Annotated in this window: 13 protein-coding genes; 11 read left to right on the top strand and 2 right to left on the bottom strand. The window is 63.8% G+C overall.

Annotation, left to right across the window (positions count from 1 at the left end):
• The first annotated feature begins 5 nt into the window (after window positions 1-5).
• The 3 genes from FOB72_RS19870 to FOB72_RS19860 all read left to right on the top strand — a co-directional run bounded on the left by FOB72_RS19870 (window position 6) and on the right by FOB72_RS19860 (window position 3449).
• On the top strand, window positions 6-1079 hold the full coding sequence (locus FOB72_RS19870) for an NAD(P)-dependent alcohol dehydrogenase (RefSeq protein WP_191002355.1): 1074 nt from the start codon (window positions 6-8) through the stop codon (window positions 1077-1079).
• Window positions 1080-1197: 118 nt separating this feature from the next.
• Entirely contained in the window at window positions 1198-2034 is an 837-nt protein-coding gene (locus FOB72_RS19865; RefSeq protein WP_150374454.1) for a universal stress protein, read from the top strand.
• A 29-nt stretch (window positions 2035-2063) separates the two neighbouring features.
• Window positions 2064-3449 carry an MBL fold metallo-hydrolase RNA specificity domain-containing protein gene (locus tag FOB72_RS19860; protein ID WP_150374453.1) on the top strand — a complete coding sequence of 462 codons (1386 nt, stop codon included), beginning with the start codon at window positions 2064-2066 and terminating at the stop codon, window positions 3447-3449.
• Between the two features lie 15 nt (window positions 3450-3464).
• On the opposite strand, the gene mgtA is transcribed toward FOB72_RS19860, so the two are convergent.
• Window positions 3465-6140, bottom strand: coding sequence for a magnesium-translocating P-type ATPase (gene mgtA, locus FOB72_RS19855; RefSeq protein WP_191002354.1), 2676 nt, complete (start codon window positions 6138-6140; stop codon window positions 3465-3467).
• Window positions 6141-6330: 190 nt separating this feature from the next.
• Here mgtA and FOB72_RS19850 point away from each other — a divergent pair, with 190 nt between their 5' ends.
• The 5 genes from FOB72_RS19850 (at window position 6331) to FOB72_RS19830 (ending at window position 9811) form a co-directional block, all read left to right on the top strand.
• On the top strand, window positions 6331-6846 hold the full coding sequence (locus FOB72_RS19850; RefSeq protein ID WP_150374451.1) for a hypothetical protein: 516 nt from the start codon (window positions 6331-6333) through the stop codon (window positions 6844-6846).
• A gap of 192 nt (window positions 6847-7038) precedes the next feature.
• On the top strand, window positions 7039-7671 hold the full coding sequence (locus tag FOB72_RS19845; RefSeq protein ID WP_150374450.1) for a glutathione S-transferase family protein: 633 nt from the start codon (window positions 7039-7041) through the stop codon (window positions 7669-7671).
• 65 nt (window positions 7672-7736) lie between these two features.
• Window positions 7737-8525, top strand: a complete 789-nt coding sequence (locus FOB72_RS19840; RefSeq protein ID WP_150374449.1) for an HAD-IIB family hydrolase — start codon at window positions 7737-7739, stop codon at window positions 8523-8525.
• The gene (locus FOB72_RS19835) at window positions 8491-9126 is read left to right on the top strand and encodes a GNAT family N-acetyltransferase (protein ID WP_150374448.1); all 636 of its coding nucleotides are present in this window, start codon (window positions 8491-8493) and stop codon (window positions 9124-9126) included. The genes FOB72_RS19840 and FOB72_RS19835 overlap by 35 nt, the downstream gene beginning before the upstream one ends.
• A 127-nt stretch (window positions 9127-9253) precedes the next feature.
• Window positions 9254-9811: a hypothetical protein gene (locus FOB72_RS19830; RefSeq protein ID WP_150374447.1), complete on the top strand. Its 558-nt coding sequence runs from the start codon at window positions 9254-9256 to the stop codon at window positions 9809-9811.
• A gap of 149 nt (window positions 9812-9960) precedes the next feature.
• On the opposite strand, the gene FOB72_RS19825 is transcribed toward FOB72_RS19830, so the two are convergent.
• A complete protein-coding gene (locus tag FOB72_RS19825) occupies window positions 9961-10236 on the bottom strand; it encodes a type II toxin-antitoxin system RelE/ParE family toxin (RefSeq protein WP_223851707.1) in 276 nt (91 codons plus the stop codon).
• Window positions 10237-10474: 238 nt separating this feature from the next.
• On the opposite strand from FOB72_RS19825, the gene FOB72_RS19820 reads away from it, so the two are divergent.
• From FOB72_RS19820 to FOB72_RS19810, 3 genes are all read left to right on the top strand, one after another.
• Window positions 10475-11170, top strand: coding sequence for an IclR family transcriptional regulator (locus FOB72_RS19820; protein WP_223851706.1), 696 nt, complete (start codon window positions 10475-10477; stop codon window positions 11168-11170).
• A 122-nt stretch (window positions 11171-11292) separates the two neighbouring features.
• Window positions 11293-12507, top strand: coding sequence for an alpha-hydroxy acid oxidase (locus FOB72_RS19815; protein ID WP_150377276.1), 1215 nt, complete (start codon window positions 11293-11295; stop codon window positions 12505-12507).
• A gap of 30 nt (window positions 12508-12537) precedes the next feature.
• A complete protein-coding gene (locus tag FOB72_RS19810) occupies window positions 12538-13410 on the top strand; it encodes an amidohydrolase family protein (RefSeq protein WP_150374444.1) in 873 nt (290 codons plus the stop codon).
• The last annotated feature ends 21 nt before the right edge of the window (window positions 13411-13431 follow it).

The raw sequence follows: 13431 nt of genomic DNA, 5'->3' as shown, positions 1-13431 counted from the left end.
CGATCATGACATCCATGGCAGCAGCAGTGTTCGTCGGACCCGGTAAGATCGAACTGCGGGAGAAGACGGTACCCGAGGTAGGTCCCAACGATGCGCTGCTGCGCATCACGACCACGACGATCTGCGGGACCGACGTCCATATCCTCAAGGGCGAGTACCCCGTGCCACCGGGATTGACCGTAGGCCACGAGCCTGTGGGCGTGATCGCACAGCTCGGCAGCAGCGTCACTGGCTATGAAGAAGGGCAACGTGCGATTGCCGGGGCGATCTGCCCGGGCTTTCACTCCTACGCCTGCCAGGATGGCTGGCCGGCGCAGGACGGGGAGGGCGTCGCGCACGGCTACAAGGCCGCGGGAGGCTGGCGGTTCGGCAACACCATCGACGGTGCCCAGGCAGAGTATCTGCTCGTGCCGGATGCCCAGGCCAACCTCTCTCCGGTGCCGGATGGGCTCACCGACGAGCAGGTGTTGATGTGCCCGGACATCATGTCGACGGGCTTTGCCGGCGCCGAACATGCCGATATCCGCCTAGGGGACGTCGTTGCGGTGTTCGCACAGGGCCCGATCGGACTGTGCGCGACCGCGGGAGCCAGGCTGCGTGGCGCCGCGGTCGTCATTGCCGTGGACGGCATCGAAGGCCGGCTCGCCGTCGCCCGCCAGCTCGGTGCGGATATCACGCTCGACTACCGCCAGGTGGACGTGGTCTCCGAGATCATGCGCCTGACGGGCGGCCGGGGCGTCGACGCGGCAATCGAGGCCCTGGGCACGCAAGGCACCTTCGAGGCGGCATTGCGCGTGCTCCGGCCCGGCGGGACGCTGTCGAGCCTCGGCGTCTATGCCGAGGATCTGCGCATTCCGCTGGGGGCATTTGCCGCGGGGCTCGGCGACCATCGCATCGTCACGTCCTTGTGCCCCGGCGGCAAGGCGCGCATGCGGCGGCTGATGGCCATGATCGAGAGCGGCCGCGTGGATCTGGGCGCGTTGGTCACCCATCGTTTCCCGCTCGCGCGGATCGAAGACGCTTACGAGTTGTTCTCGCATCAGCGCGACGGGGTGTTGAAGGTGGCCATCTCGCCTTGAGCGCTTGCTCGACTTGACCCACGTCAAAGTCCACCCTTATGCGACTCCTAGACTGAATCGTGCGAGGCGCACGCCTGTTGGCCGCCTCTGACGATCGAATGGGAAACAGGAGTCCGAAATGCTTGGCTATTCCAGCGTATTCGTTCACGTCGGCGCCGAGGCGCGGGTCAAGTCGCGCATCGCGCTGGCCGCGCGCATTGCCTTCGCGCAGCAATGCCGCATGACCGGCCTCTGCGTCACCTATGCCCCGCAGCCCTGGTTCTATCGCATGCATCATGCGGCCGAGTGCCTGCAGGAGGATCGCGAACGCCGGCACCATACTCATGAAACCCTGCGGCGTCGCTTCGAGTCCGCGATCTGGGAGCACGGCATGACGGCGGAGTGGCGTGTGGCGGAAGGCGAACCGGTGGCGAGCACCCTGAGAGAGGTGAGGGAGGCAGGCCTTGTCGTGCTTGGCCAGACCGACGAATCCAACGACGACGGTTATATCGCGCCCCAGTATCTGGAATCGATCGTGCTCGAGTCCGGTCGTCCCACGCTGGTCATTCCGTATGCAGGGGACTTTCCCACGCTGGGAACACGTGTGCTGATCGCATGGGATGGCGGCCGGGAAAGCGCCCGCGCGCTGCACGATGCCTTGCCGCTACTGGCGGGCAGTCGTGTCCATCTGTTGCACGCCAATGCGGCGATGCGCAGCCTGCGTGCGGATGCGACACCGGCGGCGAACGCACTGCGGCTGCTGCGGGACGTCGGTGCCGAGGTGGAGATGGAGTACATGGCGGAGGCCAACGATCTGCTTATCGGGGAGCTGATTCTGTCGCGGGCGGCGGATATCGGGGCCGATCTCATCGTCATGGGCGCCTATGGCCATAGTCGTCTGCGCGAGATCACGCTCGGCGGAGTGACGCGCACCATCCTGGCATCGATGACGGTGCCGGTACTGCTGGCACATTGACCGGCCCACCTCTCAGGCATGCACACGCGATGAAACTGACATTTCTGGGTGCGACGGGCACCGTAACGGGTTCGAAGTATCTGGTGGAGGCGGGCAGGTGCCGAATTCTGGTCGATTGTGGGCTGTTTCAGGGGTTCAAGCAGCTCCGCTTGCGCAACTGGGCGCCATTGCCGGTGGATCCGGCGAGCCTGCATGCGGTCGTGCTGACGCACGCGCACATCGACCATAGCGGCTATCTGCCGCTGCTTGTCCGCAACGGTTTTCGTGGCAGCGTGTACTGCACGCTGGGGACCGCGCAGCTCTGCGAGATCCTGTTGCCCGACGCCGCCGCGCTGGCGGAGGAAGATGCCAGCTACGCCAATCGCAAAGGGTTCTCGCGGCACCACCCGGCCATTCCCCTGTACTCGGGCACGGATGCCGCCCGCGCGCTGCGGCGCCTGGAGGTGGTGCCGTATGCGAAACGCTGGACCGTCGCCCCAGGAATGGAGGCCGAGTTTCATCGCGCCGGGCATATCATCGGCGCGTCGACGGTCACGTTGCATTTCGACGGCGTCCGGCTCGTGTTCTCGGGCGACCTTGGCCGCCAGTCGGATCCCGTCATGCGAGCGCCAGAGCCGGTGAGCGCGGCAGACTGGCTGCTCGTGGAGTCGACGTACGGGGATCGGCTTCATCCTGCCGAGGATCCCATCGAAACCCTGGGCGATATCGTGAATCGGACCATTGGGCGCGGCGGCACGCTGGTGGTCCCCACCTTCGCAGTGGGCCGCGCGCAGTCGCTCTTGTATTGCCTCTACCGCCTGAAGCAGGCGGGGAAACTGCCGGATGTGCCGATTTTCCTCAACAGCCCGATGGCGATCGCCGCGACCCGGATCTTTTCGCTGCACCCGGAAGAACTGCGCATCGATCGCGAAGCCTGCGCGGCCGCCTGCGAGATGGCCGAACCCGTGCAGCGCGCCGAGGATTCCGTTCGGCTCAATGGCGACACCCGCCCGAAGATCATCCTGGCCGGAAGCGGGATGCTCACCGGGGGACGCGTCGTGCATCACCTCGAGAGCTTCGGCCAGGACCCTTCCAACACGATCCTTCTGTGCGGGTTTCAGGCGGGCGGCACACGTGGCGCGACGCTGGGATCCGGCGGGCGCCTGGTCAGGCTGCACGGCAAGGACATTCCGATCCGCGCGGAAGTGGCACGCCTCGACACGCTATCGGCGCATGCCGATGCGGCCGACCTGCTAGCCTGGCTGAAGGGTTTCCATCAGCCGCCGCGGCAGACCTTCATCGTGCACGGCGAGCCGCAGGCCAGCGATGCATTGCGACTCCGCATCGAGCGCGAACTTGGATGGGCGGTGACCATGCCCGAGTATCGCGAGACCTACAGGCTTCGGGAGTCGGCACCTGAGGGGCCGAAGCGGTGACGATCCTGAAACTGCTCAGGCCCGTTCCTTGATCTGCCGCAACGCGCTGGCCAGTCCGGTCCGAGCGTCTACCCTCGGCTCGGCGTACAGCGCCCCACGGGCCAGGAAGGCACCGCTCAGATACACGGCCAGCAGCAGCGGAAGGTATAACCAGAACGCCGACGGCGGGGGCACCAGCCTCAGGGCGGGCGCAAACGGAGAGAACGGCAGCCACAGCGCGAGTGTGACGATCGCTATCGTGGCAGCGACGAGTGCCGCGCTGGGGCGGCTCTGGACGAACGGAATCCTTCGTGTGCGAATGACGTAGATAACAAGCATCTGAGACAGTATCGACTCCACGAACCACGACGAATGGAACGCTGCCTCGGACGCCATCGAGCGAAGGTCCAGCACGAAATAGAGCAGCAGGAAGGTCAGGAAGTCGACGGCGGAACTCAGCGGTCCCATGATCGCGATATAGCGCCACAGCACCCGCGTATCCCAGGAGCTTGGCTGTGCCAGCGCATCGTCATCGACGCGATCGGTGGGAATGGCAGTCTGCGAGATATCGTAGAGCAGGTTGCAGGTCAGCAGCTGAATCGATGCCATCGGCAGAAACGGCAGCCAGAGACTGGCACCCAGCACGCTGAACACATTGCCGAAGTTGGAGCTGGACGCCATCCGGATGTATTTGAGCAGATTGGCAAACACTCGCCGCCCCTCGACGATGCCGTCATGCAGCACCAGCAGGCTCTTCTCCAGCAGGATGATGGTGGCCGCCTCCTTTGCGATATCGGTTCCGGTATCCACCGAGATGCCGACGTCCGCGGCACGCAACGCGGGGCTGTCGTTGATGCCGTCGCCGAGCACGCCCACCACGTGCCCGCGGGAACGCAGCGCGCGGACCAGCATGGCCTTGTGTTCCGGGGTCAGCTTGGCAAATACCGTGAACCGTTCGGCGAGGTCGGCGACGGCGGTCTCCTCCAGACCGTCCAGCTGCCGCCCCGTCACGATCTCGAGGGAATCGATGCCGACCAGCCCGCAGACATGCCGTGCGATGTCCGGGCTGTCTCCCGTCAGGACCTTGATGCCGATGCCGCGTCCCCTGATGGCACGCAATGCCGCCGCTGCCGTCTCTTTCGGCGGATCGATGAAGGCGACAAAGCCCGCCAGGGTCAGGCCGCTTTCGTCCGCCACGGCATAGGCGCGGGCGTCCGCTTTTGCCACGCTGCGGAACGCGACGGCCAGCAGCCTGAACCCCGCGCGGTTGAGCCGGGCGGCGAGCGCCTTGGCCTCATCCATGACCGGCGCCGTTAGCGGCACGACGGCGCCCGCCCGTTCGCAAGTCGTGCAAACCGACAGAGTTTCCTCCACGGCGCCTTTGCAGACCAGCAGCTGTTCGGTGTCGGATTCGACGATGACGGACATGCGCCGGCGTGCGAAGTCGAAGGGTACCTCGTCAATCGGCCGATATCGCTGGTCGAGCCCCATGCTGGTCACGACGGCCGGATCGTGCAGCAACACGGCCTTGTCCAGCAGGTTGCGCAGGCCGGTCTGGAAACGGCTGTTCAGATAGGTGAGGGCGAAGACGTGATCGGATTCGGTCTCGTCGATATCGATGTGGCGATGGAGGATGACGCAGTCCTGTGTCAACGTACCGGTCTTGTCCGTGCACAGGACATCCATGGCCCCGAGGTTCTGGATCGCACTCAGCTGCTTGACGATCACTTTCCGGCGCGCCATCGCCAGGGCGCCCTTGGATAGGGTGACAGTCGTCAGCATCGGCAGCATCTCGGGCGTCAGGCCGACCGCAACGGCCAGCGAGAACAACAGCGCCTCGAACATATCGCCCTTGGTCAGGTAGTTGATGGCGAATACCAGTGGCGTCATCGCGCATATGAGCACGAGCATCAGGTTCGCCACGTGCCGTATGCCCGTGTCGAAGGCGCTTGGCGCAGCCGTCTGGGACGCGAGGTGGGAGATATTGCCGAACACCGTGCGCACACCGGTGGAGACGATCACCGCAGTACCGGTGCCGCTCACGACCGTGGTGCCCATCAGGGCGACATTTGGCAGGTCGCCCGGCGTGAGCGCCGTTGCCTCGGGTGCGTCCAATGTGTCCCGCGCCCATTTTTCGACCGGCACCGACTCGCCCGTCATTGCGGATTGATTCAGAAACAGGTCCTTGGCTGCAAGCAGACGCAGATCGCCTGGAACGATGTCACCGGCCCCGATGTGCACGATGTCGCCGGGCACCAGCTCCGCGATCTGGACCTCCGCCAGGGTCGATTCGGCATCGGACGTTGCACGCCGCTGCACAGTCGCCGTGGTGTGGACGAGCGCGCGCAGAGCCTTGGCGGCCGTCACCGAACGTTGTTCCTGCCAGGTGGCAATGCCCACGCTCAACAGAACCATCGCGGCAGTGATGGCGGCCGAGTTGACCTCGCCGATGGCCAGCGATACGGAAGAGAGCACGAGCAGCATCACGCTGAGCGGGCTGGACAACCTTTTCAGGAGCTCGATGGTCAGTCGGGGGCGCTCGTCGGGCAGTACCTCGTTCGGGCCCACCTCCTTCAAACGCTGACGGGCGTCGGCGTCCGTCAGCCCAATACGTGAGCTCCCGAGCGCCGAGAGTAACGCGGACGGCAGCAGCGTGGCGGCGGATAGCAATGTCGTGGACGTGGCCGGCGGATTGCCGGAATGCCGCGACATATGGGGAAAGCAGTTCCGACTCGCGGGATCAGGCCTCATGTGGAGATAACCGTGCCGTCCCGCCATAAGCGGTGCATGGGTAATCGATGACGACTGAAGCCTAGTGCAGCCACGCACGTCGAGCTTGACATGCGTCAACACTCCCGACGTCGGGCCGACTATCGTGAACCGTATCAACCAGGAGACTGCCATGAGCGAAACACAAGTTCCCGCCGACTATGGCGCAACGATGCAGCGCGTGGCGCTTGCGGAAGCGTGCCGGGCGTACATCGCGGTACAGGATGCAAGGCACACCATCCTGAAGGCCCACATGAAGGCGGTGGAGGACGAGGTACGTAGCGCCAAACGGCTGCTACAGCGCATCGAAGCATCGAGCGAGCCTGCGACCTTGCAGGCGTCCGTCGCGCAACTGCTCACGGACCGGATGGAGCATCAGGCGGCATTGTCGCGCGAGTATGCCAAGGCGTTCGCCGACGTATGGTCGGCGTGGCTCACGCAGTGCCAGGCGCTCAACGTGTCATGGCCGGCATCGGCGCGTCCGGGCGCGGCATCCACGGATCCCGCCGGCATGAACGGACTTTCGGCCGCATGGGGAAGCTTCTACGACCAGCTTGGAAAGATGTCGTCGGTGCTGGTCGGATCGATGCCGGCCGCGGCGCAACCGAACGGAAGGCGGGGCCCGCCGGATGCAGGGGAGGGCAGGTGAAGTCGCCACGAGCATTCCATGCTTGTCATGCCTGACAGGCATGCCCGCCAGCTTACAAAGTCTTTTTCCAGTGCGCTCAAAACTTCTAGATTAGTACCCTCATTCTCATTAGTGAACAGAGAGCGGGCGCGATGAATCACCGGGAAGACGCTGCGCGTCAACGGTGGCTCGAAACTCTAACTGGAAATATTCATGAAACTCTACCATTCCAATGGCTCGCCAAACGCGCGTCGCGTCAGGATGCTGATCGCGGAAAAGGGGCTTGACGTCGAGCTCGTTCCGGTCGACCTCGGGTCTCGGGAGCAACACTCGAACGCCTATCTTGCAATCAATCCGCGCGGCGTCGTCCCGGCCCTGGTGCTCGACGACGGTACCGTCATCGGCGAAGCGCCAACCATCATGCGTTATCTCGACGATGCTTCCGCACCGCCGTCGCTGTACGGCACGACGCCAGCCGAGAAGGCCGTGGTGGCGATGTGGGAGCGGCGCATGGAGACCGAGGGGTTCGCCGCCGTCATGGAGGGAGTGCGCAACGCTGCCGGGGGCCTCAAGGGGCGAGCGGTTTCCGGTCTCCACGGGTACGAACAGATTCCCGACCTGATCGACCGCAGCAAGCAACGGGTCGCGAATTTCTACGACGACCTGGAAGCCCAGCTAGGACGCTCGGCCTACGTCGCGGGCGATCGGTTCTCCGCGGCGGATATCACAGCCCTTGCTACCGTCGATTTTGCGACGAAGGCGTTTTCCATGCCGATTCCGGAGGGGCGCTCCGCAGTGAAGCGCTGGTACGCGGTGGTTTCATCGCGATCCAGCGCGACGGCGTAGGCCGCCAAAGACGGCTTCCTGATTGTCGTTCATAATTTGCCGCTGTCCTTTGCCAACCCGTCACCATGCAATCGCTATCCGAGGCAGCAGCGAATGAATTCTCGAAAGTCCGGTTCGTCCTTACGGACATGGACGAGACGTTGACCTATCAAGGCCGCTTGCCTGCCGAGACGTACACTGCGCTGGCACGGCTGCAAGCCGGCGGCATTCGCGTGATACCGGTCACCGCGGCGCCCGCCGGCTGGTGCGACCAGATGGCCCGCATGTGGCCCGTCGACGGCGTCATAGCCGAAAACGGCGGACTGTTCCTGCGTCGGAGTTCAGACGGGCACAGCGTCGAACGGCATTACTGGCATTCGCCCGACAGACTGGAGCAGGTCCGCGAACAGTTGAGGTCCATCGCCCGCGGCGTCGAAGAATCGGTGCCGGAGGCACAAGAGGCGGAGGATCAAGTGTTCCGGCTGACGAGTCTCGCCTATCGCCGCACAGGAACCGACCTCGATGGACGCATCGTCGATGCTCTTACACGGGCAGGAGCGACCGCGACGGTGAATAACCTCTGGGTCCTCGGCTGGGTTGGCGACTACGACAAGTTGACGATGTCGTTACGCGTGCTCGCCAAGACGTATGGCGTGGACACGGAAGGGGCCAGCGAGTCGGTTGCCTATTCCGGCGACTCCACCAACGACGCACCAATGTTCGCGTTCTTCAAGCATACGGCGGGCGTGAGCACGGTGATCGATTACCTTCCGCAATTGCCAGTTCCTCCTCGTTGGGTCACGCACGGACCAGGGGGTGCAGGCTTTGTGGAATTCGCGGATGCGATTCTCCAGTCAGGATCGAGCCACGCATGAAGACAGTTCAAGATCGAATCAAGAGAAGATGATTCCTGCGTACACAGATCGGCTTGTCATTCGCCGCCCCAGCCAGGAGGATCTGCACGCTTTCCTGGCCTATCGGAACGCCCACGAGAACATGCGCCTGCAGCCGATCGAGCGTATGCCCCACGCCGAGGCGCAGGCGTTTCTGGCGAAGCAGGCCGAGCTGACCTCTGATGCCGACAACTGCTGGCTTATGTTCGCGATAGAACTGAGAGAGCGCAGGGGCATGATCGGAGAGGTCGGCATGTATATCGAAGCCGACCACAGGCAGACCGGTGATATCGGATGGTCGCTCAATCGGGATTTCTGGGGTCAGGGTTATGCGACCGAAGCAGCAAGATGGCTAATCGACTACGCTTTCGGAGCACGTCGGTTGCATCGCCTGACCTCGAACGCCAGCACGCAGAATATGGAATCCATCCGCTTGATGGAACGCTTGCGCATGCGTCGCGAAGGGACGACGCGAGAAAGCATGCTCGTACACGGTGTGTGGCATGACGAGCATCGGTACGCGATGCTCGACAGTGAATGGCAAACAATCAATTCACTGGAGTTTGCCCAATCGAATCGATAAACCTCTGTCCGTCTCCGCAGAGAGGCTTGGTCTATCAGCCGTGTGAAACGCTACGGTGTCGCCTGGCCGCTGTAACTTCCAGAGTGGGCGTATCAAGCAAACCGAGACGTACCGATACTGTATTGACATGACGAATATGGACGATTTGTTCCCTTTGCCTGCAGTACTCATTGAGTACTTGCTTTCACCGGCGCTTGATCGAACAGACAGCCACATAACTTCACTGTGCCGCCGACTTAGCTATGTTGGGGAAGTCATGGATCGAATAAAAGCGGGCCCTGACGACGGGCAAGTTTTATATGATCTATTGAGCAGCGTTGAGAACGATCTTTTCGTCATTCTCGGGTCAGGGCTTTCAAGCAGTCGAAGCGAAGACTCCACCTACATCATGCACGTCTCATGGCCTGCGGATTGTAGCGTGGCTTCGATGTACGAAGCTCTCCCAAAGACCGTAGTTGCGGCACTTACGCGAGGTGTCGGAAAGCTCGGTATGCGTGATACGGAGGCTACCGAGTGGGTCAGCCAATGGTGCTTGGCGTTGAAGAAAATTCTTCAGATGCTCATTGACGCAGACGCACTTGAGCACGCAATGGCCGCTCTGCTAGCTGTCGATCTTCTCCTGACCAACCTTGTTTCCTTCATCACCGCGATGCACCTCAATCCGTTTCTCGATCGACAAGGCTAGTAGGCGGATTTGTCGTGCAGTTGCAATGCGTGGAGATCCGTTCAGAGGGCTGACCGGAAGCAACCGCGCGCCGACGAGGCAATCTGCCGCAGCGCGACCCCGGCTGGCACTGAGAACGACGGGTGCCGCTGAGAGCCGAACTCAGCGACTCATACGTGCAAGAGGATTCTTTGCAACAAACTCGTCAGATCACGGCGCCGGTCCACGATCAGATGCACGTAGATAGTGTCGTCCCGGACCTCATAGATGATTCGATTCTTCCCGCTCTGTACTTCGCGAAATCTTTCCGCGGTCAGGGTGCTCAATTCATCGGCTACCGGACCGCATTCAGGAAACTCGCGGATGCGTTGGATAGACGCCTGAATCTGAGCATACGACTCTTCCCAGACCGCCATACCGAACGCATCCATGACATACCCACGCACGCGCTTGTCAACCGCAGGGCCGCCTTCGGGTCGGCGCTACATAGCGGCGTCGCGGCCGTCGCAAAACGACCCGCGCTGATACCGTGTTACGCTGTGCGTAACGCTTGAGGTCAATCGCCCCGAAATGCCAGCCGCTTCGAAAAAACAGGTTTCGCAACAAGACAGCAATGCAGCGCTCGCTGTATTGCTGACGCCTGCCAAACCATTACCGTCGGAGGATCGCTCCCAGGTTCATGCGGTGACGCGTGCGCTGTCGGTGCTTACGGCGTTCACGGGCGCGGAGATCTATCTCAGTCTGGCCGAGCTCGCGCGTCGCACCGGCATGCACAAGCCCACCGTGCTGAGGCTGGCGCGGACGCTCGTGACGTCGCGCTTTCTGGTCAGGCGCGACGATGGTGCCTGGCGCCTTGGGCCTGCGGCGGGGTTGATTGGGTCGAACTATCAGGCGCAGTTCGACCTGAACTTCGCGATCGAACCGATCCTGCGGCGCCTGTCTCAGACCACGCGCGAGAGTGCGTCGTTCTACGTGTATGAAGGCGATCTGCGCAGCTGTCTGATGCGTTGCGATGGACCTGCGGCGATCCCCGATCATGTCCGTTCCGGAGAAGTGCTCACGCTGCACCGCGGCGCACCGGGACGCGTCATTCTCGCGGCGCTCGGCGAGCCCGGCACCCTCTATGAACGAATTCGCCGCAATGGCTACCACCTGACGCGAGGGGAGCGCGCGGCCGGTGTCTCCAGCGTGGCGGCGGCTGTCAGGGGCGAGCACGGCGCGGTACTTGGCGCCATCAGTACCTCGGGCCCGATCGAGCGATTGACGGAGGAGCGGCTGAAGGAGCTGGCACCTGCGACCATCGCCGCCGCAAAGGAACTCGGCGTCAGTCTCGGCGCCATGCCGGCCACCGCGTTGCGTGCCACGTGGCATCCGACCTGATGTGGGTGTTACGCACAGCGTAACGCATTGCGCGGAGACCGGTCGCTTCGTAAAGTCGCCGCAAAGCCAGAGGCTACGGCAATTTTCGCCGGGCACGAGCAATGCGAGACACCATGACGACAATGCCCCAGGCACCGGCCCGCCAGCAGGTCGGCCCTGCCCCCAACGCCCGCAAGCACCTGCCGCGCCGCCTGCGCAACGTGTTGTGTCTCGACGACTTCGAGGCCGCGGCACAGAGGCATCTGCCGCGCCCGATCTTCGGCTATATCCGGGGCGGCGTTGAAGACAACGTGTCCGTCGCCGAGAATCGCGCGGCGTTCTCGAAATGGATGTTCCGCACGAATGTCCTGGTCAACGTCTCCATGCGCACGCAAGCGACCACGCTGATGGGCCAGTCCTATCAGGCACCGTTCGGCATCGCGCCAATGGGCATCTGCGCACTGTCGGCCTTCGATGGCGATGTGGTCATGGCGCGGGCGGCGGAGGCGGCGGGCATTCCCTACGTCCTCAGCGGCGCATCGCTGACGCGCATGGAAGAGGTTGCGGCGGCCGCACCCACATGCGGCTGGTTCCAGGCCTATATCCCCGGAGAACCCGCACACATCGAGGCACTGGTCGCGCGCGTGTCCGCGGCGGGCTTCAGGACGCTCGTGCTCACGGTGGATACCGCGACGCTGGCCAACCGGGAAGGCAATGTACGCGTCGGGTTCTCGACGCCGCTCCGTCCGAGCCTGCGGCTCGCCTGGGATGGCATCGTGAGGCCGCACTGGTTGCTTGGCACACTGGCGCGCACGCTGCTGACAAAGGGGATGCCGCATTTCGAGAACGCGGGCGCCAAGCGCGGCGTGCCGATCATCTCGGGTAGCGTGGTGCGGCAGTTCGGTCTGCGCGACCATTTGTCCTGGGATCACCTGGCGCTGATGCGCCGCCTCTGGAAAGGCCGTCTGGTGGTGAAGGGCATCACCGCAGCGGACGACGTCAGGCGCGCCGAGCAGCACGGTGCCGATGGCGTGATTCTGTCGAACCATGGCGGACGCCAGCTCGACGGCACGATCGCGCCCCTTGCGGCATTGCCCGCCGCCGTGGCCGCCAAGGGTGCCATGGCATTGATGCTCGACAGCGGCGTACGCCGCGGCACCGATGTGATCAAGGCACTGAGCCTCGGCGCCGATCACGTCTTCGTGGGGCGACCCATGGTCTATGCCGCGGCGATCCAGGGGCAAGCAGGCGTTGCGCATGCGATCCAGCTGCTCAAGGACGAAGTGCACCGCGATATGGCGCTACTCGGCGTCAACCGCCTGGACGAACTCGGTCCGGACCGGCTGGTGCCGCGGTAGCCCGGCATCATGCCAACGAGGACCTACGCCATGGATCACTCCGCAGCGGCCGTGCCGCATTCCCTGGGAACGAACCGGCCATCCCGGCAACTTCCGCCCGATGCATGCGATGCGCACATGCATATCTTCGACCCGCGTTTCGCGCCTTCCGCGCATTGGACCCGCACGCCGCCCGTAGCGCCGGTCGCGGCCTACCGCCAGTTGCAGGCGCGTATCGGCACCTCGCGCGCCGTGGTTGTCACGCCTTCCACCTACGGCACCGACAACGCCTGTACGGTGGATGCACTGCGCCAGCTGGGGGAGCAGGCGCGTGGCGTCGCGGTCGTCGCCGCGGAGGTTGCCGATGACGAACTGGATGCGCTGGCGCGTGAACGCGTGTGCGGTCTGCGGGTCAACTTCGTGACGCCGCAGAGCTGGGGCAGAACAACGCCCGAGATGCTGAACACGCTGGCCGGCAAGGTGCAACGGCTGGGATGGCATATCCAGATCTTTGCCCATGCGGCGCAGATCGTCGAACTTGCGCAGCATCTCGAGCGCCTGCCCGTGCCGCTCGTCATCGATCACCTCGGCAAGATCGAACCCACGACGGGAACGGCGTCCGACGCGTATGCCGTGATCCGGCGCCTGCTCGATGGCGGCAACACCTGGATGAAACTGTCGGGCGCGTACATGTGCTCGGCATCGGGTGCGCCCGGTTATCGGGACACCGTGCCGATCGGCCGCGCGCTTGCCGCGGCGGCGCCGGAGCGTATGGTGTGGGGCAGCGACTGGCCGCATACCACCGGGGCCGGAGAGGGCGTCAACGACGCCGATCTCGTGGACCTGCTGCGCGAGTGGTGTGGCTCGGACGCGCTCATGGACCGTGTGCTGACGCGGAATGCCGCGGCGTTGTACGGCTTCTGAGCGCGCGCCGCGCAATCGATA

The organism is Cupriavidus pauculus, from assembly GCF_008693385.1.
In the GTDB taxonomy this organism is placed as follows: domain Bacteria; phylum Pseudomonadota; class Gammaproteobacteria; order Burkholderiales; family Burkholderiaceae; genus Cupriavidus; species Cupriavidus pauculus_D.
The sequence above is the reverse complement of the archived record's forward strand: the minus strand, read 5'-3'. Positions and strand labels throughout refer to the sequence as shown.

Bases quoted from the DNA above. Each gene is read 5' to 3' on its own strand.
- mgtA (WP_191002354.1), bottom strand. From the start codon at position 6,140: ATGTCGCGGCATTCCGGCAATCCGCCGGCCACGTCCACGACATTGCTA.
- FOB72_RS19850 (WP_150374451.1), top strand. From the start codon at position 6,331: ATGAGCGAAACACAAGTTCCCGCCGACTATGGCGCAACGATGCAGCGC.
- FOB72_RS19835 (WP_150374448.1), top strand. From the start codon at position 8,491: ATGCGATTCTCCAGTCAGGATCGAGCCACGCATGAAGACAGTTCAAGA.
- FOB72_RS19860 (WP_150374453.1), top strand. From the start codon at position 2,064: ATGAAACTGACATTTCTGGGTGCGACGGGCACCGTAACGGGTTCGAAG.
- FOB72_RS19865 (WP_150374454.1), top strand. From the start codon at position 1,198: ATGCTTGGCTATTCCAGCGTATTCGTTCACGTCGGCGCCGAGGCGCGG.
- FOB72_RS19870 (WP_191002355.1), top strand. From the start codon at position 6: ATGACATCCATGGCAGCAGCAGTGTTCGTCGGACCCGGTAAGATCGAA.
- FOB72_RS19840 (WP_150374449.1), top strand. From the start codon at position 7,737: ATGCAATCGCTATCCGAGGCAGCAGCGAATGAATTCTCGAAAGTCCGG.
- FOB72_RS19845 (WP_150374450.1), top strand. From the start codon at position 7,039: ATGAAACTCTACCATTCCAATGGCTCGCCAAACGCGCGTCGCGTCAGG.
- FOB72_RS19815 (WP_150377276.1), top strand. From the start codon at position 11,293: ATGCCCCAGGCACCGGCCCGCCAGCAGGTCGGCCCTGCCCCCAACGCC.
- FOB72_RS19830 (WP_150374447.1), top strand. From the start codon at position 9,254: ATGACGAATATGGACGATTTGTTCCCTTTGCCTGCAGTACTCATTGAG.
- FOB72_RS19810 (WP_150374444.1), top strand. From the start codon at position 12,538: ATGGATCACTCCGCAGCGGCCGTGCCGCATTCCCTGGGAACGAACCGG.